Source organism: Faecalibacterium hattorii, assembly GCF_003287455.1.
GTDB lineage: Bacteria > Bacillota > Clostridia > Oscillospirales > Ruminococcaceae > Faecalibacterium > Faecalibacterium hattorii.
In genome coordinates this window covers 72645-94228 of sequence record NZ_PRLC01000003.1, presented here as the reverse complement: position 1 = coordinate 94228, position 21584 = coordinate 72645, and the positions used below count along the sequence as shown (strand labels likewise).

The 21584-nt window shown below is 60.4% G+C and carries 22 protein-coding genes; 19 read left to right on the top strand and 3 right to left on the bottom strand.

Going from position 1 to position 21584, the window contains the following annotated elements; genetic code table 11:
- Nucleotides 1-339: 339 nt before the first annotated feature.
- From C4N23_RS03050 to sstT, 16 genes are all read left to right on the top strand, one after another.
- Entirely contained in the window at nucleotides 340-1812 is a 1473-nt protein-coding gene (locus tag C4N23_RS03050) for a PTS transporter subunit EIIC (protein WP_112143948.1), read from the top strand.
- A gap of 183 nt (nucleotides 1813-1995) precedes the next feature.
- A complete protein-coding gene (gene nagB / locus C4N23_RS03045) occupies nucleotides 1996-2724 on the top strand; it encodes a glucosamine-6-phosphate deaminase (protein ID WP_112143944.1) in 729 nt (242 codons plus the stop codon).
- 142 nt (nucleotides 2725-2866) lie between these two features.
- Nucleotides 2867-3994, top strand: coding sequence for an N-acetylglucosamine-6-phosphate deacetylase (nagA, locus tag C4N23_RS03040; protein ID WP_112143942.1), 1128 nt, complete (start codon nucleotides 2867-2869; stop codon nucleotides 3992-3994).
- Nucleotides 3991-4593 (top strand): N-acetyltransferase, encoded by a 603-nt coding sequence (locus C4N23_RS03035; RefSeq protein WP_112143940.1) that lies wholly within the window; start codon nucleotides 3991-3993, stop codon nucleotides 4591-4593. Before nagA ends, C4N23_RS03035 begins: the two co-directional genes overlap by 4 nt.
- A gap of 166 nt (nucleotides 4594-4759) precedes the next feature.
- Nucleotides 4760-5353: a hypothetical protein gene (locus tag C4N23_RS03030; protein WP_112143938.1), complete on the top strand. Its 594-nt coding sequence runs from the start codon at nucleotides 4760-4762 to the stop codon at nucleotides 5351-5353.
- Between the two features lie 28 nt (nucleotides 5354-5381).
- Nucleotides 5382-5921, top strand: a complete 540-nt coding sequence (locus tag C4N23_RS03025) for a hypothetical protein (protein WP_112143936.1) — start codon at nucleotides 5382-5384, stop codon at nucleotides 5919-5921.
- A 211-nt stretch (nucleotides 5922-6132) separates the two neighbouring features.
- Entirely contained in the window at nucleotides 6133-7023 is an 891-nt protein-coding gene (locus C4N23_RS03020) for a phosphate ABC transporter substrate-binding protein (RefSeq protein ID WP_112143935.1), read from the top strand.
- A 12-nt stretch (nucleotides 7024-7035) separates the two neighbouring features.
- On the top strand, nucleotides 7036-7953 hold the full coding sequence (gene pstC, locus C4N23_RS03015) for a phosphate ABC transporter permease subunit PstC (RefSeq protein WP_112143932.1): 918 nt from the start codon (nucleotides 7036-7038) through the stop codon (nucleotides 7951-7953).
- Complete coding sequence (pstA, locus tag C4N23_RS03010) at nucleotides 7943-8800, top strand: phosphate ABC transporter permease PstA (protein WP_055188746.1); 858 nt, start codon at nucleotides 7943-7945, stop codon at nucleotides 8798-8800. Before pstC ends, pstA begins: the two co-directional genes overlap by 11 nt.
- A gap of 10 nt (nucleotides 8801-8810) precedes the next feature.
- Nucleotides 8811-9572: a phosphate ABC transporter ATP-binding protein PstB gene (pstB, locus tag C4N23_RS03005; RefSeq protein WP_112143930.1), complete on the top strand. Its 762-nt coding sequence runs from the start codon at nucleotides 8811-8813 to the stop codon at nucleotides 9570-9572.
- Nucleotides 9573-9587: 15 nt separating this feature from the next.
- Complete coding sequence (phoU, locus tag C4N23_RS03000; RefSeq protein WP_112143928.1) at nucleotides 9588-10256, top strand: phosphate signaling complex protein PhoU; 669 nt, start codon at nucleotides 9588-9590, stop codon at nucleotides 10254-10256.
- Between the two features lie 202 nt (nucleotides 10257-10458).
- Entirely contained in the window at nucleotides 10459-10842 is a 384-nt protein-coding gene (locus tag C4N23_RS02995) for a helix-turn-helix transcriptional regulator (RefSeq protein WP_055188742.1), read from the top strand.
- A 144-nt stretch (nucleotides 10843-10986) separates the two neighbouring features.
- Entirely contained in the window at nucleotides 10987-11496 is a 510-nt protein-coding gene (locus tag C4N23_RS02990; protein ID WP_342587738.1) for a GNAT family protein, read from the top strand.
- Entirely contained in the window at nucleotides 11493-12881 is a 1389-nt protein-coding gene (locus tag C4N23_RS02985; protein ID WP_112143926.1) for a Sapep family Mn(2+)-dependent dipeptidase, read from the top strand. Before C4N23_RS02990 ends, C4N23_RS02985 begins: the two co-directional genes overlap by 4 nt.
- Before the next feature lie 16 nt (nucleotides 12882-12897).
- Entirely contained in the window at nucleotides 12898-13995 is a 1098-nt protein-coding gene (locus C4N23_RS02980) for a dipeptide epimerase (RefSeq protein WP_112143924.1), read from the top strand.
- 305 nt (nucleotides 13996-14300) lie between these two features.
- Nucleotides 14301-15545 (top strand): serine/threonine transporter SstT, encoded by a 1245-nt coding sequence (sstT, locus tag C4N23_RS02975; protein WP_207657355.1) that lies wholly within the window; start codon nucleotides 14301-14303, stop codon nucleotides 15543-15545.
- Nucleotides 15546-16060: 515 nt separating this feature from the next.
- On the opposite strand, the gene C4N23_RS02970 is transcribed toward sstT, so the two are convergent.
- Nucleotides 16061-16597, bottom strand: coding sequence for an ECF transporter S component (locus C4N23_RS02970; RefSeq protein ID WP_112143920.1), 537 nt, complete (start codon nucleotides 16595-16597; stop codon nucleotides 16061-16063).
- A gap of 50 nt (nucleotides 16598-16647) precedes the next feature.
- Between C4N23_RS02970 and C4N23_RS02965 the strand changes: the two genes are divergently transcribed.
- The 3 genes from C4N23_RS02965 (at nucleotide 16648) to C4N23_RS02955 (ending at nucleotide 18782) form a co-directional block, all read left to right on the top strand.
- Nucleotides 16648-16848, top strand: coding sequence for a hypothetical protein (locus C4N23_RS02965; protein WP_112143918.1), 201 nt, complete (start codon nucleotides 16648-16650; stop codon nucleotides 16846-16848).
- A gap of 139 nt (nucleotides 16849-16987) precedes the next feature.
- A complete protein-coding gene (locus C4N23_RS02960; RefSeq protein WP_112143916.1) occupies nucleotides 16988-17839 on the top strand; it encodes a transketolase in 852 nt (283 codons plus the stop codon).
- Between the two features lies 1 nt (nucleotide 17840).
- A complete protein-coding gene (locus C4N23_RS02955) occupies nucleotides 17841-18782 on the top strand; it encodes a transketolase family protein (protein ID WP_112143914.1) in 942 nt (313 codons plus the stop codon).
- Between the two features lie 178 nt (nucleotides 18783-18960).
- On the opposite strand, the gene C4N23_RS02950 is transcribed toward C4N23_RS02955, so the two are convergent.
- Nucleotides 18961-20517, bottom strand: coding sequence for a lipase family protein (locus C4N23_RS02950; protein WP_112143912.1), 1557 nt, complete (start codon nucleotides 20515-20517; stop codon nucleotides 18961-18963).
- Between the two features lie 113 nt (nucleotides 20518-20630).
- Nucleotides 20631-21506 carry a LysR family transcriptional regulator gene (locus C4N23_RS02945; protein WP_097840324.1) on the bottom strand — a complete coding sequence of 292 codons (876 nt, stop codon included), beginning with the start codon at nucleotides 21504-21506 and terminating at the stop codon, nucleotides 20631-20633.
- Between the last annotated feature and the right edge of the window lie 78 nt (nucleotides 21507-21584).

Here is a 21584-nt window from a genome sequence, read left to right as displayed (position 1 = left end):
AAAACCTCCTTCGGGATGTTGTACACGGTTCGGGAATACCTATATAGTAACATAGACGCCGCCACGGCGCAAGAAGTGCGCGGCAGAGGCGGCAGAACATAGAAAATTCACAAATAAGAAAATTCTTTTCAGAGAAAAAACTTGTATCCCATCAAAAACCCCAAAAACTTTTGACTAAAAAATGCAAAATCAAGGATTTTTGTATCAATTGTGGAAAAAAGGGCGGAAACCCCCTTTCCTTTTTTCTTAACATGTGTTAAGATATTGTTACGCAATTATGGACGGTCTGCAACCAGAGGCCGCCATAACAACAACATTCTTTAAGGAGGAATGTGTCTTATGATGAAGTATCTCCAGAAACTGGGCAAGGCACTGATGCTTCCCGTCGCGGTCCTGCCGATCTGCGGCATCCTGATGGGTCTTGGCTATGCCTTTGCTCCGGGCGTTATGGGTGTGCCCGGTGCAGCAACTTCCGGCGCAGCTTATACCGTTGGCTTCCTGCTGGTCAAGGCAGGCGGCGCTCTGATCGACAACATGGCATGGCTGTTTGCAATTGGTGCAGCAGTCGGTCTGGCGGATGACCACGACGGTACCGCTGGTCTGGCTGGCCTCGTCAGCTTCCTGATGATGCAGCAGCTGCTGAACCCCGCCGTCGTCGGTGCAGTCCGCACCCTCGAAGAGGGCACTGCTACCTACATCGCTTTCCAGAAGGTCGCTGGCAACTCGTTCATCGGCATTCTGGCCGCTGTGGTGGGCGCGACCTGCTACAACAAGTTCAAGAACACCCAGATGCCTGACTGGCTGGCATTCTTCTCCGGCAAGCGCTTCGTCGCAATTGCCACCGGCCTGATCTCCATCGCGGTCTCCGTTGTCCTGCTGTTCGTCTGGCCTCTGATCTTCGGTGCACTGGTCGCTTTGGGCGAGGCCATCGCAAACATGGACGGCATCGGCGCTGGTATCTACGCGTTCCTGAACCGTCTGCTGATCCCCACCGGCCTGCATCACGCTCTGAACAACGTGTTCTGGTTCGACACCATCGGTCTGGGCGACCTGTCCCACTTCTGGGCTGGCGAGACCTCTGCGGATGTGGGCTGGAGCCTCGGCATGTACATGTCCGGCTTCTTCCCCTGCATGATGTTCGGTATCGCCGGTGCTGCGCTGGCCATGGTCCGCACCGCTAAGAACAAGAAGGCTGCCATCGGTCTGGTTCTGTCCGCTGCCATCTGCGCTTTCGTCTGCGGCGTCACCGAGCCGTTCGAGTTCGGCTTCATGTTCCTGTGCTTCCCGCTGTACGTTGTCTACTCTGCTCTGTACGGCATCTTCACCGTCATCACCTACTACTCCGGCTTCCGTGCTGGCTTCTGCTTCTCTGCCGGTGCCACCGACCTCGTGTTCTCCGCTTCCCTGCCCGCAGCTGCTAAGACTTGGATGATCATTCCTCTGGGCATCGCTGCTTTCCTCGTGTTCTACTTCGTGTTCTACTTCGCCATCACCAAGTTCGACCTGAAGACCCCCGGCCGTGAGGACGAGGACGCCGAAGAGGCCGAGAAGAAGGTGACGCTGGCCAACAACAACTACACCGAAGTTGCTTCTGGTGTGCTGAAGGCCATCGGCGGCAAGGCAAACGTCTCCAGCGTGGACTACTGCGCTACCCGTCTGCGCTTCACCATCAAGGACTACACGCAGGTCGATGAAAAGGCTGTCAAGGCTGCTGGCGCTGCCGGCGTCATCCGCCCCGACAAGAACACCTGTCAGGTCATCATCGGCACCAAGGTTCAGTTCGTGTACGATGAGCTGAAGAAGATGCTGTAAGTGCATTTCTGAATTGTAACCTGCGGAAGTCTGGTTGATTCCGCATCTGTTCCCATGGGCCGCTGAGGGCGGGCGTTTACGCCCATCCCCGGCGGCCCTCTTTTTTGTTCACATAAAAGCGTTTTCTGGAAACCGAAAGCGTGTTATACTAGGGTCAATGAAAAAAATCAGGAGGTTCCGATTATGAAGATCATTCGTGCAAAGGATTATAAGGATATGTCCCGCAAGGCTGCCAACATCATCTCCGCGCAGGTCATTATGAAGCCGAACTGCGTGCTGGGTCTGGCGACCGGCGGCACCCCGGTGGGCGCGTATGCACAGCTGGTGGAGTGGTACAACAAGGGCGACATCGACTTCTCCGAAGTCACCACCGTCAACCTCGACGAGTACCGCGGTCTGCCCAAGGAGCACCCGGAAAGCTACTGGAGCTTCATGCACAAGAACCTGTTCGACCATGTGAACATCCGCCCCGAAGCGATCCACCTGCCCGACGGCACCAACCCCGACGCGGCAGACGCCTGCGCCAAGTACAACGAGATCATCCACAGCGTCGGCGGCATCGATCTGCAGCTGCTGGGCCTTGGCCCCAACGGCCACATCGGCTTCAACGAGCCGGGCGAAGCCTTTGAGCTGGAGACCCACTGCGTTGACCTGACCACCGCCACCATCGAGGCCAACAAGCGCTTCTTTGACGGCAACGAGGACCTTGTGCCCAAACAGGCCTACACCATGGGCATCAAGACCATCATGCAGGCCCGCAAGGTGCTGGTGGTGGCCAACGGTCTGGCCAAGGCCAAGGCCGTCAAGGCCGTTGTGTCCGGCCCCGTCACCCCGGAGTGTCCGGGTTCCATTCTCCAGATGCACCCCGACTGCATTCTGGTCGCCGATGAAGAGGCACTGAGCCTGTTGTAATGAAACTCCTTCCGGCGCTGTCGCGCCACCTCCCTCCCGGAGGGAGGCTTCACAGCTGCCCGCTGCGTCAAGGCTCCCTCACCGAGGGAGCTGGCACGGCAAAGCCGTGACTGAGGGAGTTGTTTCTTAGAGGAACGAGCATATGATCATCAAGAACGCAAAAATCTATACCCCCCGCCACACCTTTGAGGAGGGGAACCTCTTCATCCGCGATGGCCGCATCGTGCCGTTCGCCCAGCCCGAAGAGGGCGAGGAAGTCGTGGACGCGGCCGGGGCCTATGCCCTGCCGGGTCTGGTGGATATCCACTTCCACGGGGCTATGGGCAAGGACTTCTGCGACGGCAGCGAAGAAGCCATCCAGACCCTCGCTGACTTCGAGGCCAGCAAAGGCGTGCTGGCCATCTGCCCCGCGACCATGACCTTCTCGGAAGAGATCCTGAACAACGTCATGGATGCCGCCGCCGCCCACAAAAACGGCAAGGGCGCGGACCTTGTGGGCATCAACATGGAAGGCCCCTTCATCAGCCCGAAGAAGGTGGGCGCCCAGAACCCGGAGTACCTCCACCCCGCCGATGTGGGGATGTTCCGCCGCTTGCAGGAGCGGTCGGGCGGCCTGATCAAGCTGGTGGATGTTGCCCCGGAGGAGCCGGGCGCGCTGGACTTCATCAAGGAGTGCCACGAGGAAGTGCGCATCTCCATCGCCCACACCTGCACCAGCTACGATACCGCCCTCGCGGCCTTTGACGCCGGTGCCACCCACATGACCCACCTGTACAACGCCATGCCCGGCATCACCCACCGGGAGCCCGGCCCCATCATTGCGGCGCTGGAGCGGGGCGCGGAAGTGGAGCTTATCACCGATCACGTCCACATCCACCCGGCCATGGTCCGCTTCACCTTCAACACCTTCGGCGATGACCACGTGATCCTGATCGCCGACAGCATGATGGCCTGCGGTCTGCCTGACGGCCAGTACAGCTTGGGCGGACAGGCGGTCACCGTCTGCGGCCCCCGTGCCACCCTGACCGAACAGCCCGGCACCATCGCCGGAAGCGCCACCTGCCTGTACGACTGCATGAAGCGTGCCGTGCTGGAAATGGGCGTCCCGCTGGAAAGCGCTGTCCGCGCCGCCAGCGAAAACCCCGCCAAGAGCATTGGCATCGACAACGACTATGGCAGCCTGAGCGCCGGACGGTACGGCAACGTGATTCTGGCGGACGAAGCGCTCAACGTCAAGGCTGTCATCCAGAAAGGAATCCGCATCCTATGAACCCCGTGACCCTGACATGGCGGCTGCTGACCGCTGACGAACTGACCCGCGTGTACCTCCACGAGATGTGCCGGGATTTTCCCCAGAGCGAGCGGAAGCCGCTGAGTATGATCCTGACGAGCGAAGCCGCCGGGACTGCCCACACATGGGGCGTTTTTGACGGCGAGGCGCTGGCGGCGTATCTGTTGATGGTGCGGCCTGTGGGCTGTGCCATGAGTCAGTTGGACTATTTCGCCGTTCTCCCCCAATACCGGGCGGCAGGGCTCGGCGCGGCCCTGCTGGCCGAGCTGCCCAGCCACGAAAACGGCGCGTCCGCCATCCTCATTGAGGCTGAGTGTCCCGAAAAGGCTGAGGACGAAGCCATGGCCGTCCGCCGCTTGGGCTTCTACGCCCGCTGCGGCGCACAGGACGTCGGCTGGACCGAACACCTCTTCGACGCATGGTTCCGGGTGCTGGTGCTGCCCTGCGGCTCCCGCACTCCGGACGCCGAAACCACCGTGCAGGGCCTCGTGGACTGCTACCGCCGCACCATGGGAGAACCCCAGTGGAGAAAGTACGTCACCTTCTACCGCCCCGATGGGTCTACGGCGCAGTTCTGACCCCGAAATCCTAAATCCCCCGCCGCCCGCCTGTACGCTGTGTACAGACGGGCGGTTTTTGCTGAAAAAAAGAGGCTTGACAGAACGAAAGAATATGGGTATTCTTGACAGAGAGATCATTTGCGGAGTGCCCGCTGGGGCACAGATCAACAGGAGGAAAAAAACAATGGAAATGATGACTCGGCGTTCGTTCTTGAAGATCACCGGCGCGATGGCGCTGGCTGTGGGTGCAGCGGGTGCACTGAGCGGCTGCGATGCGGTCGATAATGCGCTCGGCTCGTTCTTCCAGCAGTACGGTGACCAGAAGGGCCATGCGGCAGACAGCGCAGGCTCTTTTATGTATGCCCTGAGCAATCAGTACCAGCCGTGGTCGTATGGGGAAGAGCTGGTGCTGCTGGCTGTCGAATTCCAAGTCAAGAATCTGACCAATGAGACGGTCACCTTCAAGGCAAGCGACATCACCAGCGCAACGATCGACGGCCACAAGGCAAAGGTCGTTCTGGACCCGAAAAAGGCAGCAAATGTGAGCGGTTTGGGCAAGTACACCCCGCTGTTCGATGCAAACGGCACCAAGACCTATGGGCCGGGCAAGGATCTGAATAAGGCAGAGGCGGGTTATATCTGTTTCCAGCCCGAGGGCGAAGCCCATGTCAACAAAAACTGGAGCAGCTTGGAGTTCACCTTCAACCTGAAAGGCAATACTTCCACCTTTGTGATGAACCGGAATGCAGACGGAAGCGTTACCTCTGCCCGGAAATAATAGAACCAAAACCTAGGAGAGCGATTTTATGGAACTGAAATTTTCCCGCCGTGTATTTCTGAAGAGTGCTGCGGCCGCGGCGCTGGCTGTTTCGGCGGCGGGGCTGACGGCTTGTGGCAGTGGGGATCTGGTTGCAAATGCAAAGGGGTTGAATGATACTGCCGAACTGAGAGAGATCAAAATGACGGTTCGTTCGCTGTCCTATGGGTATGCTTCGGACGGTACGTTCTATTTGGTTCCGGAAGTGCTTATCAATAATGGCAGCGCTGCGGGCATTCCCATCGACCCGGCCAATGGCAGCTTCAAGCTGCGGGTGAATGGCTCGAAAGATCTGACGATGGATTCGGGGACGATGGCGTTCCTGAAGAAAAACAAGAGCTGGAATGCGATGGAAAAGCGCACGCTGAATCGCGGCCAGTATGAGAAGGGTCATCTGTGCGGAACGGGCAAGGATATCTCGTTTGATTATGTGCAGATCTTGTTCTTCCCGAATCCGCAGGATAACAAAACTTATCTGAGCTGCAAGGTCTATCGGAAAGAAGCCAATACCATTATTATCACCCAGTAAAAACAAAAAATATCGACGCCGGAGTTGTGCGGTTTGCACAGCTCCGGCGTTTTTTCTTTGCCGATCTGCACAAAGATTTTACTTCGATTTTGCTCCATCATGGTCGCAGCCGGAATGGCGGGGCGCTATAATCAAGGCGTTCCAAGGGAAAACACAAAAAAGAAAATCGAGACCGGGCAAAAGCTCCGGTGTTATTTTGGAGGAAAACATCATGAAAAAGATCACGCGTCGTTCGTTCCTTGCCGTTTGTGGTGCAGCCGCTGCTGCCGCTGCCCTGACCGCCTGCGGCGGTTCCGCTTCTTCCGCCGCTGCCTCTTCCGTGGCATCCACCGCTTCTTCTGCGGCGGCTTCCACGGCTTCTGGCAGCCTGTCCGGCAATGTGGCCACCGGCGGTTCCACTTCCATGAAGAACGTCATCGCTGCCCTGACCGAAGGCTTTGCAGAAGTGGAGCCGGGCGTCACCGTCAGCTATGACCCCACCGGTTCCGGCGCCGGCATCACCGGTGCCACCGATAAGACGCTGGACATTGGCCTGTCCTCCCGTGGCCTGAAGGACGAGGAGAAGAACGATGTGGACGGCACCGTTATCGCACTGGACGGCATCGCCATCATCGTGAACAAGGCCAGCAAGGTCGAGGACCTGACCGTGGACAAGCTCAAGCAGATGTTCACCGGCGAGATCACCAACTGGGCCGATGTGGGCGGCGACGACGGCGAGATCGTTCTGATCGGCCGTGAGGCCGGTTCCGGCACCCGCGACGGCTTCGAGAGCATCGTGGACGTGAAGGATTCCTGCAAGTATGCGCAGGAGCTGACCGCCACCGGCGCCGTCATCAGCGCGGTGGAGGCCAACCCCCTCGCCATCGGCTACGCTTCCCTCTCCGCCGTGGGCGACACCGTGAAGATGGTCACTGTCGGCGGCGTGGAGTGCAGCGAAGAGACCGTCAAGGACGGCAGCTATGAGGTCCAGCGCCCCTTCGTCTTCGTCACCAACAAGTCCGTCACCCTGTCCGAACAGGCACAGGCCTTCTTCGACTTTGCCACCAGCACCGACGCCGCCGACCTCATCCGTACTGCCGGTGCCGTCCCTGTGAATGAGTGATGACCTGAATCTATGAAACAGAACAAATCGTTTCTGAAAAAGATCGAGCTGCCCCGCACCCCCGCCGAATGGCTGGAGGCCGTGATGAACTTCCTGTTCTTCCTGTGCGGAATGCTGGCGGTGGGCTGCGTGATCCTCATTTCGGTGTACATGATCGCATCGGGCATGCCCGCCATCCGCAAGATCGGCCTGTTCCGCTTCCTGTTCGGCACCGAGTGGGCCTCCACCGCCGCCGACCCGAAGTACGGCATCCTGCCCTTCATCCTCTCCAGCGTGTACGGCACGCTGGGGGCCACCCTCATCGGTGTGCCGGTGGGACTGTTGACGGCGGTCTTTCTCTCAAAGGCAGCCGGGCCCCGCGTGCGCACCGTGGTGGTCACCGCCATTGAGCTGCTGAGCGGCATCCCCAGCGTCGTGTTCGGCCTGCTGGGTATGCAGGTGCTGGTGCCCGCCGTGGCCAAGGCCTTCGGCAAGGCGTCGGGTGCGTGCCTGTTGAGCGCCATCGTCGTGCTGGCCATCATGATCCTGCCCAGCATCGTCTCCGTGTCGGTAACGGCCCTGAACGCCGTGCCGCCGGAGTATGAGCAGGGCAGCCTCGCGCTGGGGGCCACCGATACCGAAACGTGGTTCAAGATCAGCGTCCCCGCCGCGAAAAGCGGCATCGCTGCCGGTATCGTGCTGGGCATCGGCCGCGCCATCGGCGAGGCCATGGCCGTCATGATGGTGGCGGGCAACAGCCCCAATATGCCGGACAGCCTGTTCCGCAGCGTCACCTTCCTGACCACGGCCATTGCCAAGGAAATGAGCTACGCCAGCGGCTTGCAGAAACAGGCGCTGTTCAGCATCGCGCTGGTCCTGTTCGTCTTCATCATGGGCATCAATGTGGTGCTGAACGTGATCCTGAAGGGAGGCGACCGCGATGCACGCTGATCTCTCCCCGGCCCGCCGGGCATGGAACCGCTTCTTCACCGCCGCCGTCTGGGCCGCCGCCATCCTCGTGATGGTGCTGGTGGCGGGCATTATCGGGATGGTTCTGGTGCGGGGCATCCCCCACATCAGCTGGAAGTTCCTGACCACCACCGCCAGCGTGCTGAAGGGCACCGACGGCATCCTGCCCGCCATCCTGAACACCCTGTACGTCATCCTGCTCACCCTGCTGATCGTGCTGCCGCTGGGGGTGGGGGCGGCGGTCTACCTGACCGAATACGCCTCCAACCGCCGCCTGATCGCGGTGATCGAGTTCACCAACGAGACGCTGGCGGGCATCCCCAGCATCATTTACGGCTTGGTGGGTATGCTGGTCTTCGCGCAGACGCTGGGCTTCCAGACCTGTCTGCTCTCCGGCAGCCTGACACTGGTCATCATGAACCTGCCCACCATCATCCGCACCACGCAGGAATCGCTGAAAACGGTGCCGCAGGGCTACCGCGAAGGCGCACTGGGGCTGGGCGCGGGCAAATGGCACATCATCCGCACCATCGTGCTGCCCTGCAGCATCGACGGCATCGTGACCGGCTGCATCTTGGCTGTGGGCCGTATCGTGGGCGAGAGCGCCGCGCTGCTCTTCACCGCCGGTGCTGCCGAGGTCATCGCCAAGAGTGTGGCCAAAGCCTACACCTCCAACGGCGCGACCCTCTCTGTCCTGCTCTATCTGCGGGCCTTTGAGGACGGCGATTTCGACTCCGCGTGGGCCATCGGTGCCGTGCTGCTGGTGCTGGTGCTGGCCATCAACCTTGCCGCCCGGCTGGCGAAGAATAAGCTGAAACAAAAACAATAAGAGGATTATTATGGAGAATGCTCCGATCATCACCGCCCAAAACTTAAACCTATGGTACGGCGATTTCAAAGCTCTGAAAAATATTTCGATGGATGTCGGCGAGCGGGAGATCACCGCGCTGATCGGCCCGTCCGGCTGCGGCAAGTCCACCTTCCTCAAGACGCTGAACCGGATGAACGACCTCGTGCCCGGCGTGCGGATCGAGGGTGACGTGCGGCTGCGCGGGCAGGACATCTTTGCCCGCGAGATGCAGCCCACCGAGCTGCGCCGCCGCGTGGGCATGGTGTTCCAGAAGGCCAACCCCTTCCCCATGAGCATCTACGACAATATCACCTACGGCCCCAAGCTCCACGGCGTGCGGAACAAAGCCGAGCTGGACGAGCTGGTGGAGCGCTCGCTGAGGGGCGCGGCGCTCTGGAACGAGGTGAAGGATCGCCTGAAAAAGAGTGCGCTGGGCCTTTCCGGTGGCCAGCAGCAGCGGCTGTGCATCGCCCGTGCGCTGGCGGTCCAGCCCGAAGTGCTGTTGATGGACGAACCCACCAGCGCCCTTGACCCCGGCTCTACCATGAAGGTGGAAGAGTTGATGAGCGAGCTGAAAGAGAACTACACCGTCGTCATTGTCACCCACAATATGCAGCAAGCGGCCCGCATCAGCGACAAAACGGCCTTCTTCCTGCTGGGTGAGCTGGTGGAGGCGGGCCCCACGGCGCAGATCTTCAGCACGCCGCAGGACAAACGCACAGAGGATTATATTTCCGGCCGGTTCGGCTGAGAGGGAGGTTTTCACATGACCATTCGCGCACAATATGATGCAGACCTCGCCGCACTGAAAACGGCCGTGGCCGAGATGGGCGGGTGCGCCGCCGACGCCGTGGAGGCCGCACTGGAAGCGCTCTGCACCGCCGACGCCGACGCGGCCGCGGCGGTCGTCAAGGGAGACGGCCGCATCAACAGTATGCAGCGGGACATCGAGCACCGCTGCATGACCCTGCTGCTCCGCCAGCAGCCCGTGGCGGGCGACCTGCGCCGCATCTCGACGGCGATGAAGACCGTCACCGACATCGAGCGCATCGGCGACCATGCCGCCGACATCGCCGAGATCATCCCCCACCTTGCGGCCTCCCGCAAGGCGGGCGACCCTGCCGTAAGCGACGCCATTCGGATGGGCCAGAAGGCCCACAAAATGCTCCTTGACGCCCTCGACGCCCTGACCGGCGAGGACGAGCCCGCCGCCCAGAAGGTGATCGCCGCCGACGATGAAGTGGACTACGACTTCAACGCCATCAAGCGCACCCTCGCCGCCGAGATCGCCGCCGACCCCGCCAAGGTGGATGCCGCCCTTGACCTGCTCATGGTCATCAAGTATCTGGAGCGGATCGGCGACCACGCCGTGAACCTCGCCGAGTGGGTCGAGTTCCTCCGCACCGGCCGCTACCAAAACGAAGCCATGTTCTGAGTTTCCCCGGAAAGTTCGTGTTTTCCTCACTTTTTCCGGAAAAGCTGTCCTCCCAGCCGAGGGCAGCTTTTTGTTTTGCGGCGTTGTACCGCCCCAATTGTGAAATTTCATTTTGCTCGAAAATTTAAGTTTCCCCTGCAATGTTTCGGGGCACTGGACCGTATTATAGTCAGAAAGGCTGAATACGGAGGATCGGAGTCTTATGAAACAGATGCAGAATTTTCCGCTGGAATCCCGCGGCGAAACGGTCAGCCGGGAAGCGCTGGTCCAAGCGGCTTTACAGGAGATCACCCAGAACTATCGCGAAGCAAGCCTCTCCAATGTGGCGCGTACTTACGGCGTTTCGCTGGCCTATGTCAGCGAGTGCGTCCGCGCCCAGACCGGCAAGACCTATAAGGAGCTGCTCCAGAAGCACCGGATGGAGACGGCGGCGCGGCTGCTGCGCCGCAGTGATTTGAATATCCAGCAGATCATCACGCAGGTAGGGTACGAAAATACGAGCTATTTTTACCGCCTGTTCCATGAGCGCTACGGCCAGAGCCCCCGCGAGTACCGCAATACCCGCGCGAGCCGCACCCGCGCGTGAAGCTGACGCTTGCGGCCCTTTCCGCTTTCGGGCGGAGAGGGCCGTTTTTGTGTGCGGCAAAAACTGGAATTTCGGTGCGGATTGTGATAAAATGAGACCAATAGACTGGATGTGTCGGTTTTCGCGCATCCAAAGAGAGGGTGGATGAACATGTTTCGTGGAGCAAGACGCTCTGATCTGGACGCTATCATGCAAATTTATGCCCGCGCCCGGCAAACCATGGCCGACAGCGGCAACCCGACCCAATGGGGCCGGAACTTCCCCCCGCAGGAGCTGATCGAGGAGGACATCGACACCAACCGCCTGTTCGTGTATCTGCACAACGGCGTGCTGGAGGGTGCGTTCGCCTTCATCCTTGGCCCAGACCCGACCTATGCCAAAATCGAGGACGGCCAGTGGCTGAACGACACCCTGCCTTACGGCACCATTCACCGCTTGGCCTCGGCGGGCAAGCGCCCCGGTGTGGCATCGGACATCATTAACTGGTGCTTGGAGCACTGCGAGAGTCTGCGGGCCGACACCCACGCTGATAACAAGATCATGCAGCACATTCTGGAGAAGAACGGCTTCACGAAGTGCGGCATCATCCATGTGGCCGACGGTACGCCCCGCATCGCTTACCAGCGCCTTTCGCGGGAAGGAGCGGCACGATGAGCAAATGGAACAAGGAGCTGGATGATGCCGTTGCCGCCCTGCGGCCGGAGATGATCGCAGCATTGCAGCGGCTGATCCGCAAGCCCAGCGTGGAGGCTTCTCCCCTGCCCGGCAAACCCTTTGGCGCGGACGTGGACGCCTGTTTCACCGAGGCGCTGACCCTCTGCCATGAACTCGGCTTTGAGACCACCGACCTTGACCGCTACATCGGCTGGTGCGAGATCGGCTCCGGCGACGAGATGGTGGCGGTGCTGGGCCATCTGGACGTGGTGCCCGAAGGTGAGGGCTGGCATCACCCGCCCTACGGCGCGGAGATCGTGGGCAGCAAACTTTTTGGCCGCGGCGCCATCGACGACAAGGGCCCGGTGGTGGCCAGCCTCTTTGCGCTGAAGGCCATCCGGGATCTCGGCATCCCGCTGGACCGCCGGGTGCGCCTCCTCTTCGGCCTGAACGAGGAGACGAACGACCGCGACGTCTTCTATTACCGCGAGCACGGCGGGGAGCTGCCGGTGCTGGGCTTCACGCCCGACGGCGAGTACCCGCTGATCAACGGAGAAAAGGGCATCCTGAACGAGTGGTATGGCATCTCGCTCCGGCAGGACGGCAAGCTGCAGATCAAGTCGGTGCGCGGCGGCGTGGCGGGCAATGTGGTGCCCGCCCATGCGGAGGCGGAGCTGACCGGCCCGGCGTGCATTTCCCTGCCCGAAGCTGAGGGCATCACCGTCACCCGGACGGAGGACGGCTGGAAGGTGGAGGCCGAGGGCATTTCGGCCCACGGCAGCCATCCGGAACAGGGCAAAAACGCCATCGGGCTGCTGATGCTCTACCTGAACCGGCTCCCGCTGACGGGCAGCACCCGGCGGGTGGTGAGCTTCCTTGCCGAAAAGTTCGGCTTGGATCCCTACGGCGCACGGCTGTTGGGGAAGCGGCTGGAAGATGACCTCTCCGGCCCTATGAGCTGCAACCTCGGCCTGATCGAGGGCGACAGCGGCAGCATCCGGGTCAAGCTGAACTACCGCTATCCCGTCACCAAGACCGTGGAGGACTGCCAGCCCGCCGTGAAGGCCGCATTTGAGAATGCGGGCTGGAAGCTGGAACAGTCCGTCCACAAGGAAAAGCTCTACTACCCGGAGACGGCCCCGCTGGTGAAGGCTCTGCTGGAGACCTACCGCACGGCCACCGCAGACCACGCCCCGCCCAAGTGCATCGGCGGCGGTACGTATGCGAAAGTGCTGCCCAACACGGTGGCCTTCGGCCCCCTGTTCGAGGGCGACCCCGTGACGGAGCACCAGCCGGATGAGTTCATCGATCTGGATCGTCTGGTGCAGAACGCCCAGATCATCGCACAGGCAATGGTCAAGCTGGCCAATCTGCCGTTGGAATAAGAGGAGGCTGCGAACTATGAAGATCACGCAGGTGCGGCTGGGCCGCATTTCCACCCCGCTGCGGGTGCCGTTCAAGACGGCGCTGCGCACGGTGAACAGCGTCGAAGATGTCATCGTGGAGCTCCACACCGATACTGGTGCTGTGGGCTACGGCGAAGCACCTCCTACCGGCGTCATCACCGGCGACACCGCCGGGGCCATCATCGGGGCCATCCAAGACCACATCGCCCCGGCGATTCTGGGCCGCGACCTCGACGAGTTCGAGGACCTGACCGCCGCCGTGCAGAAGGCCCTCGTCCACAACACCAGCGCCAAGGCGGCGGTGGATATGGCCCTGTGGGACCTGCTGGGCCAGAAGTACAACGCCCCCGTCTACCGGATGCTGGGCGGGGCCCGGAAGAACATCGTCACCGACGTCACCATCAGTGTGAACCCGCCGGAGGAGATGGCGCGGGATGCCCGCACTGCCATCGCCCGCGGCTACGACTGCCTGAAGGTCAAGGTCGGCATCGACCCGGAGCTGGATGTGGCCCGGCTGGCCGCCGTCCGCGAGGCTGTGGGAAAGGATGTCTGCATCCGCATCGACGCCAATCAGGCGTGGAACGCGAAACAGGCCGTCCGTATCCTGAACCAGATGCAGGATACGGGGCTGGACATCGAGTTCGTGGAACAGCCCGTCCCCGCCGCCGACCTTGAAGGGATGCAGTACGTCACCCGCCACGCCGACGTCCCCGTTCTGGCGGACGAGAGCGTGTTCAGCCCGGCGGATGCCCTCAAGATCATGCAGACCGGCGCGGCCGACCTCGTGAACATCAAGCTGATGAAGTGCGGCGGCATCACCAACGCCCTGCGCATCGCGGCGGCGGCGGAGGTCTACGGCGTCGAGTGCATGATCGGCTGCATGCTGGAAGCGAAGGTCTCGGTCAACGCCGCCGTGGAACTGGCGTGCGCCAAGAAGATCATCACCAAGATCGACCTCGACGGCCCGGTGCTGTGCAGCGAGGACCACATCCTCGGCGGTGCCGTTTTCAACGAAAAGAACATCACCGTCTCCGATGCCCCCGGTATGGGCATTGAGGGATTCGTGCCCGGTAAAGTGAACTATCTGGCCTGATTGAAAATCGGCCCTGCCCGAAAATCGGAAAAGCGTCTGCGCCGTATGGCGCACCGCCCGATTTTCGGACAGGGCCTTTTTTCTTGACATACTACAGCGATTTTTTGGAATCTGTGCTTTGTATGCGGACAGTGAAAAATCCTCGTGCTTCCCCATTGTTAGATGAAAAGCCAGAAAAATCGGCTAAAGTCTTTGACTTTTTGAAGAATAAGGGCTATAATCTACATGTTCCGTGTAGAGGGATAGGAAAATGTGTGCGCAATGGGCGTACAACTTAGGTAGAGGAGTGTTTTGATATGAAAACGCTGAAGGCAATCGTGGCAAAGTACAATGCCACCAGCCTGATCCTGCGGATCTTGGTGGGCCTCATCGTCGGCGCAGTGCTGGCGGTTCTGGTCCCCGGTGCGGGCTGGCTGGAAGAATTCGGCAACCTGTTCGTGGGTGCCCTGAAAGGCATTGCGCCGGTTCTGGTCTTCGTCATCGTGGCCAGCGCATTGGCGCAGGGCACCTCCAAGCTGGACCGCCGGTTCGGCACGGTCATCTGGCTGTATATGCTCACCACCTTCTTGGCGGCAGCCATTGCGGTCATTACGAGCTTTCTGTTCCCCCAGACCATCGTTCTGGCAGAGGCTGCGGAGTCGGAAGTGGTGCCGCAGGGCCTCGGTGAGGTGCTGAACACCCTGCTGACCAACTTTGTGGCCAACCCCGTGAGCGCGCTGCTCAATGGCAACTACATCGGCATCCTGTTCTGGGCGTGCCTGTTCGGTCTGGCTATGAAGAAGTACGGTGCGGAGAGCACCAAGGTCTTCCTTGCCAACACGGCGGACGCGGTGTCCCAGATCGTACGCTGGATCATCAATCTGGCGCCTTTCGGCATCATGGGTCTGGTCTATACCAATGTGGTCAGCAACGGCCTGTCCATCTTCACCCAGTACGGCAGACTGCTGGCACTGCTTGTCGGTACCATGCTGTTCATGGCGCTGATCGTCTCCCCGCTGATCATCTTCATCTATCTGCACTGCAACCCCTATCCGCTGGTGTTCCGCTGCCTGAAGGAGTCCGGCCTGACCGCCTTCTTCACCCGCAGTTCGGCGGCGAATATCCCTGTGAATATGACCCTGTGCGAAAAGCTGGGGCTGGATAAGGATATGTACTCCGTCTCCATCCCGCTGGGCGCGACCATCAATATGGACGGCGCGGCCATCACCATCACCATCATGACGCTGGCCGCAGCCAACACGCTGGGCTTGCAGGTCTCCCTGCCCGCCGCCATCCTGCTGTCGGTCATGTCGGCGCTGGGCGCATGCGGTGCTTCCGGTGTGGCGGGCGGCTCCCTGCTGCTGATCCCCATGGCCTGTTCCCTGTTCGGTATCTCCAATGATATCGCAATGCAGGTCGTTGGCGTCGGCTTCATCATCGGCGTGGTGCAGGACTCTGTGGAAACGGCCCTGAACTCCGCCGGCGACGTGGAGTTCGCTGCCACCGCCGAGTATCACCAGTGGCTCAAGGAGGGCAAGTCCCTGCCGGAGTTCTTGGGTGGTAAAAAGTAAACCGAAGATTGAACCATTGGGGCTCCCGCAAAAGGCGATTTTGCGGGAGCCCTTTTTGCGAAAAAGACCGGACAGGAAGGCGATTTATCCTCAGAATAATGGAATGACCATGTACTTGTTCATGTATACAAGAACTTTGCTGACGAGGAAAAACCTTTTGTGCGAGCTGAACAATCGACGCGAGAACGTCAAAAATATAACGCTGAATTCACGAAATATTCATAATCTATTTGCTTCTTCTTCATAAATGAATGGCATAATATGGCCATCCCAAGAGGGAAGGAGATAAAAATTATGAAGATTCTGAAGAACATCGCGAAGATCATCGGTGAGGTTTGCTCTGTCAACGCTGGTATCGATTTCTACGCTGGCTAATGAAAAAATCCTAGTTCCTGTGGGAAAGTGGAACGGATTTTTCTGAGCAAATAAAAAGCAAATCGCTTTGATGATAGAAAAAAGGAGCCGCTGCAAGCGAAAACTTGCGGCGGCCCCTTTTTTGTTTCGGGGAAAACGGCTCAGTCCATGAACTTTGCCTTCTGCAAAGCAGTCAGGATGAGCGGGATGAGGATGAGCTGGGCGATGATGCCGGGCACAGCGGTGAGCAGCGCACCGGACAGGAAGGCCGAGAAGGGGAAGGCCGAGCCGGACAGGCCCGCCAGCACGAACCGCACTGCGCCCCAGACAAGGCGGCCCGCCACCATGGCGGTGGCGAGGGCGGCATACATCATGGGCAGAGTGTGCCGGACTTTTTTGTACATCCAGCCGCTGACGGCGCCGTAGGTGGCCAGCTCAAAGGCCATGGAGATGGCGATGGGGTACAGGGGGGGCATCCCGAACAGCACCGAGCGGAGCAGCGGCGCGATAAAGCCGAGGGCAAGGCCCCACGGCCCGCCCAGCACAAAGCCCGCCAGCAGCATCGGGAAGTGCATGGGGCAGAGCATGTTGCCGATCTGGGGCACATGGCCGGTGATCATGGGTAGGACAAAGGCCAGCGCCAGAAACAGCGCGGCCAGCACGATGTTCCGTGCGGGAGAGTTGGGTTTGGTCTTCATCAATGGTTCCTCCTTCTGGTGACAGAACACAACAAAAAAGAGGCCCGCCCTTGGCATGGTACGCCAAAGGCAGACCCCTTCATGGTGTCTGTTTCAAAAAAGCGATGGAAAAAATGGGCTTCAGCCCCTCAGCCCGGCTTCCTGCCGGAATTGTGAAAATTATAGCAGATGGTAAGGGGGATGTCAAGGGGAAGGAACGGGCCGCAATTTCCACAAAAACCGGCGAATTTGAAAGCGGTTTTGCCAAGTGATGTACATTTTCACGAAAGAACCTTGACGTTTTTGCACAGAATAGATAATATAGAATTGAAAAATAGCGCATCGAGGCGTAACGGCCTCCCTGCGCACACACTCCGATGCAAACGCTGAGGTTCATACGGGAGGACCATCATGACAAATGCAGAAAAACTCACCCTAGCAAAGCACGCCTGTCACATCCGCATGGGCGTGATCGAGGGCACTCACAGCGCCAAGTGCGGCCATCCGGGCGGCAGTCTGGATATCGCGGAAGTGCTGTCCTACCTCTATTTCGTGGAGATGAACGTCGATCCGAAGGCTCCGAAGGCTCCGGATCGGGACCGTCTGGTGCTCTCCAAGGGCCACGCAGCCCCCGGCCTGTACGCAGCACTGGCTGAGCGCGGCTTCTTCCCGGTGGAGGACCTCAAGACCCTGCGCAAGATCGGCAGCTATCTGCAGGGCCACCCCAACATGAACAGCGTGCCGGGTGTGGATATGTCCACCGGCAGTCTGGGTCAGGGCATCAGCGCCGCCGCCGGTATGGCGCTGGGCGCCAAGCACGCGGGCAAGGGCCTGAGCGTTTACGCCATCGTCGGCGACGGCGAGGTGGAAGAGGGCGAGTGCTGGGAGGCTTTCATGTTCGCCGCCCACTACGGCCTGTCGAACCTCTGCGTCTTCCTTGACCGCAACCACCTGCAGATCGACGGCACCACCGAGACGGTCATGAACAGCGCACCGCTGGAGGAAAAACTGAAGGCGTTCAACTTCAACGTCATCACCATCAACGGCCACGACTACGACCAGATCGAAGCCGCCATCAAGGCCTTCCACGCAGAGACCGAAAAGCCCACCTGCATCGTGATGGATACCCTCAAGGGCAAGGGCGTTTCCTTTATGGAGAACGCCGTTGACTGGCACGGCAAGGGTCCCAATGACGAGGAATATGAGATCGCCATGAAGGAACTGAACGCAGCCTACGCCGCGCTGGAAGAGGAGGACAAGTAAGATGGCAGATGTGAAGAAGATCGCAACCCGTGACAGCTACGGCAACACGCTGAAGGAACTGGCCGCCGAGGGTCACGACGACATCGTGGTGCTGGATGCAGACCTTGCAGCCGCCACCAAGACCGGCATGTTCCGCAAGGCTTACCCGGACCGCCACTTTGACTGCGGTATTGCCGAGGGCAACATGATGGGCGTGGCCGCCGGCCTGTCCACCATGGGCTTTACCCCCTTCGTTTCCAGCTTTGCCATGTTTGCTGCGGGCCGTGCCTTTGAGCAGATCCGCAACTCCATCGCCTACCCCCACCTGAACGTCAAGATCGGTGCGACCCACGGCGGCATCTCCGTCGGCGAGGACGGCGCTTCCCACCAGTGCTGCGAGGACTTCGCGCTGATGCGCAGTCTGCCCGGCATGACCGTCATCTGCCCCGCCGATGACGTGGAGGCCCGCGCTGCGGTCCGCGCCGCTTACGCGATGCAGGGCCCGGTCTATCTGCGGTTTGGCCGTCTGGCGGTTCCCGTTTTCCACGACGAAGCCAACTACCACTTTGAGATCGGCAAGGGCGAGCAGCTCACCGAGGGCGATGATATCGCCATCATCGCCACCGGCCTGATGGTCAACGAAGCCCGTCTGGCCGCCGAACAGCTGGCCGCCGAGGGCATCCACGCCCGCGTCATCAACATCCACACCATCAAGCCCTTGGACGAGGAGATCATCCTCAAGGCTGCCAAGGAATGCGGCAAGGTCATCACCGCCGAGGAGCACAGCGTCATCGGCGGTCTGGGCGAGGCCGTCTGCGCCCTGCTCAGCGAGAAGCAGCTCACCCCCGTCCGCCGCATCGGCGTGCAGGACAAGTTCGGCTGCTCCGGCCCCGCGTGGGATCTGCTGAAGCTGTACGGTCTCGATGCAGCCACCATCTGCAAGACCGTCCACGAGATGCTGTAATTTCTGAATACGAAAAAGAGGCTGTTGCACAACTCCTTCCGTCATCGCTGACGCGATGACACCTCCCTCTGAGAGGGAGGCTTTCACAGCTTACCGTTACGCCAAGGCTCCCTCCGAGAGGGAGCTGGCACGGCGAAGCCGTGACTGAGGGAGTTCTGTGCAGCAGCCTCTTTTTTTGTCAGGTCCGGGTGAAGGGCTCCATGCCGTGCTCCTCCGGCGCGTAATATTCCATCAGAGCCAAGTAGTTCTCGCCCTCGTGGCAGTAGGCGGCGCGGAGGACGCTGTCCAGCTCGCCCCGCATGGAGACGAGCTTCACGATGTACTGGGCCACTACCTTAACGATGTCGGTCTCGATGTCGTAGCACAGGCCGACTGCCAGCACCGGGATGATGATCTGCTGGGCCATCAGCGGCACGTTCTGGCCGAACCGCTCCAAAATGGGGCGGCTCATCTTGGACGCCGCGAAGACGCAGGTGGTGATCCGCCAGAAGTCAAACTGGTGCATATTGGACAGGCTCTCCAGCCGGGTGATGATCTCCTCGTCCGAGAGGATCTTCCCGGCCAGCACCTCGTCCTCGGTGCGGATAAAGGCGCACTGCACCATGTCCATCAGGGCGGCTTCGTATTTCTCGTGGAAGTTCTCCTTGGTGCCGCAGAACTTCTCCACCGCCGCGATGACGGCGCTGGTGTCCTCGGCGGTGGCAAGCTCGCTGATCTGGAGCGGCACCGGCCCGTAGGACGCGCCCAGCGCGTCAAGGCCGGCCAGCTCGTCCTTGTTTTTGGAAGCGGGCAGGAAGCGGTCGTTGCCGTTGCGGTAATAGCCCCAGTCGGCGGGGAGGACGCGGGGCACGAGATCGCCGCTGGAGATCAGGTTGAAGATGTTGCTCTCGGCCCACGTCGTGCGCAGGGAGCCGTCAGCAGCGTGGTTGTTGTCGAAGTCCTGCTGCAAGTCGGGCTGGTCGGCGGCGGTCAGCGCAGCCGGGGTGGCGAAGGTGTAGACAAAACAGTTCTCCTTCTGGAGCAGCGGCAGGGTACGGAGCGCTTTGGCGGCGGTCATGTTGGCCACAATGGCACCGCGGCTGTACCCGCCGACCCAGAGTTTGACTTCGCCCGGCTCCCCCTCCGCCTCGATCTTGGCGAGGTAGGCTTTCAGGGAGGCGTACACCGCCGCCACGGGGGTGGTGAAGCCGTAGTGGGCGTTGGTGGCACCGGTGTGCAGGTTGCTGGTCCACTCGCCGCCGTAGCCGCCGCCCCGCAGCATCAGCGCCACGAGGGTGCGCTTCTGGCCGTTGTAGTCGAAGCTCTTGCGGGCCAGCGAGTAGCCGACGAAATCCCCCGCCTTGCCGGTGTCGATGTCGTAGTTGTAGTAGACCGCATCCCCAAAGCCCAGCAGTTCGTAGGAGGCGGCAAGATTCAGCTCCCGGCCCGCCTCGCCGTTGACCCAGTAGCGGTAGGCGCTGACGGCGGAGTTGAAGGCCGCCATGACCATACCCAGCGTCACCAAGGCGAGTTTGTGGTCATACTCGGTGGCGGGGTGGTCGAAGAAGCTCTCCGAATAATAGAAATCGTGGCTGACGTCCGTATTGCTCAGGATGCTGAGGAACGGCAGGGTGTAGTTCCCGTCCGGAACGGCGCGGCCCACCGGCTGCGCCGCTGCGCGGACACTCAACTGTGGCCAGAGCGCCCCGCACGCCGCCGAAAGCCCCAGTGCTTTGCAAAAATCCCGTCGTTTCATGGTCGTTCCCTCCTTATTGCACCCTTAGTATACCGTATCTCCGGGTGGGATACAATCCGCAAAAAGAAAAAAGCCGATGTTGTAAACACCGGCTCAGTATGTTATGATAAAGTTCAGTCGAGGTTCTGACAATACTCGACAATGTGGTGGAACATCTGCTCCACAGCCGGTGCCATCGCGGTGGGGCGCTGGACAGCCAAGCCGACCACGCGGTCTTCCTCCGGCTGGATGGGGTAGATCTTGACGGCGGCAGTGCACTTGCGCAGCAGCATCCGGGGCATGATGGAGATGCCGAGGCCGGCCTCCACCATGGCGATGTTGGACTGGTCGTCGATGACGTGGCAGCGGCGCTCGGTGGCGATGGAGTATTTCTTGAGGAACTGGCGCATCTCGGCGTCGGTGGCGTCCCACTGGACGACAAAGTTCTGGCCGTTCATCAGCTCCGGCGTCATCACGCCGCGGGGCGGTTCGGGCCAGTCCATCGGGGTGATGCAGAGCAGAGGCTCGCGGAACAGCTCGGTCAGGGTGAATTCATCCCGGCAGTTGTTGGACAGGAATGCCATATCCACCTGCCCAGTGCGCAGCCACTCCTTCACGTCGTCGTAAGTACCCTGATAGACCTCGATCTCGATCTGGGGGAACTGGGCGGAAAAGCCCTTGAGGATATCCGGCAGCAACCCGGCACAGACGGAGTTGAACACGCCCAGCTTGACCTTGCCCTTCTCCAGACCGTTCAGCCGCGCGATGCTCTGCTGCAGCGCCTCGTCGCTGTTCAGGACGGCACGGATGGACGGGTAGATGGATGAGCCGTAGCTGGTCATGGTGACGCCGTTTTTGCCGCGGTTGAATAAGGTGAAGCCGAGTTCTGCCTCCATCACCGCAATGGCGTGGCTGATGGCGGACGGGGTCAGGTGCAGCTGCTGGGCGGCCTTATTGAAACTGCCCTGCCGCGCAACTGCGTCAAAAATTTCATAGGAAAACAGCGTCATATCCCATGCCTCCTTCCGTTTTCTCGTTCGGAGACGCTTCATTCTCTGTGAATCTTTTTCATCTTTCGTTTGAGATAG

What these genes read in the sequence shown, in the direction of transcription:
- C4N23_RS03020 (WP_112143935.1), top strand. Translation starts at nt 6,133, where the DNA reads ATGAAAAAGATCACGCGTCGTTCGTTCCTTGCCGTTTGTGGTGCAGCC.
- C4N23_RS03035 (WP_112143940.1), top strand. Translation starts at nt 3,991, where the DNA reads ATGAACCCCGTGACCCTGACATGGCGGCTGCTGACCGCTGACGAACTG.
- pstB (WP_112143930.1), top strand. Translation starts at nt 8,811, where the DNA reads ATGGAGAATGCTCCGATCATCACCGCCCAAAACTTAAACCTATGGTAC.
- C4N23_RS03050 (WP_112143948.1), top strand. Translation starts at nt 340, where the DNA reads ATGATGAAGTATCTCCAGAAACTGGGCAAGGCACTGATGCTTCCCGTC.
- C4N23_RS02985 (WP_112143926.1), top strand. Translation starts at nt 11,493, where the DNA reads ATGAGCAAATGGAACAAGGAGCTGGATGATGCCGTTGCCGCCCTGCGG.
- C4N23_RS02960 (WP_112143916.1), top strand. Translation starts at nt 16,988, where the DNA reads ATGACAAATGCAGAAAAACTCACCCTAGCAAAGCACGCCTGTCACATC.
- C4N23_RS02945 (WP_097840324.1), bottom strand. Translation starts at nt 21,506, where the DNA reads ATGACGCTGTTTTCCTATGAAATTTTTGACGCAGTTGCGCGGCAGGGC.
- C4N23_RS02990 (WP_342587738.1), top strand. Translation starts at nt 10,987, where the DNA reads ATGAACATGTTTCGTGGAGCAAGACGCTCTGATCTGGACGCTATCATG.
- C4N23_RS03030 (WP_112143938.1), top strand. Translation starts at nt 4,760, where the DNA reads ATGGAAATGATGACTCGGCGTTCGTTCTTGAAGATCACCGGCGCGATG.
- C4N23_RS02995 (WP_055188742.1), top strand. Translation starts at nt 10,459, where the DNA reads ATGAAACAGATGCAGAATTTTCCGCTGGAATCCCGCGGCGAAACGGTC.
- C4N23_RS02950 (WP_112143912.1), bottom strand. Translation starts at nt 20,517, where the DNA reads ATGAAACGACGGGATTTTTGCAAAGCACTGGGGCTTTCGGCGGCGTGC.
- phoU (WP_112143928.1), top strand. Translation starts at nt 9,588, where the DNA reads ATGACCATTCGCGCACAATATGATGCAGACCTCGCCGCACTGAAAACG.
- nagA (WP_112143942.1), top strand. Translation starts at nt 2,867, where the DNA reads ATGATCATCAAGAACGCAAAAATCTATACCCCCCGCCACACCTTTGAG.
- C4N23_RS03025 (WP_112143936.1), top strand. Translation starts at nt 5,382, where the DNA reads ATGGAACTGAAATTTTCCCGCCGTGTATTTCTGAAGAGTGCTGCGGCC.
- C4N23_RS02980 (WP_112143924.1), top strand. Translation starts at nt 12,898, where the DNA reads ATGAAGATCACGCAGGTGCGGCTGGGCCGCATTTCCACCCCGCTGCGG.
- C4N23_RS02970 (WP_112143920.1), bottom strand. Translation starts at nt 16,597, where the DNA reads ATGAAGACCAAACCCAACTCTCCCGCACGGAACATCGTGCTGGCCGCG.
- pstA (WP_055188746.1), top strand. Translation starts at nt 7,943, where the DNA reads ATGCACGCTGATCTCTCCCCGGCCCGCCGGGCATGGAACCGCTTCTTC.
- pstC (WP_112143932.1), top strand. Translation starts at nt 7,036, where the DNA reads ATGAAACAGAACAAATCGTTTCTGAAAAAGATCGAGCTGCCCCGCACC.
- C4N23_RS02955 (WP_112143914.1), top strand. Translation starts at nt 17,841, where the DNA reads ATGGCAGATGTGAAGAAGATCGCAACCCGTGACAGCTACGGCAACACG.
- nagB (WP_112143944.1), top strand. Translation starts at nt 1,996, where the DNA reads ATGAAGATCATTCGTGCAAAGGATTATAAGGATATGTCCCGCAAGGCT.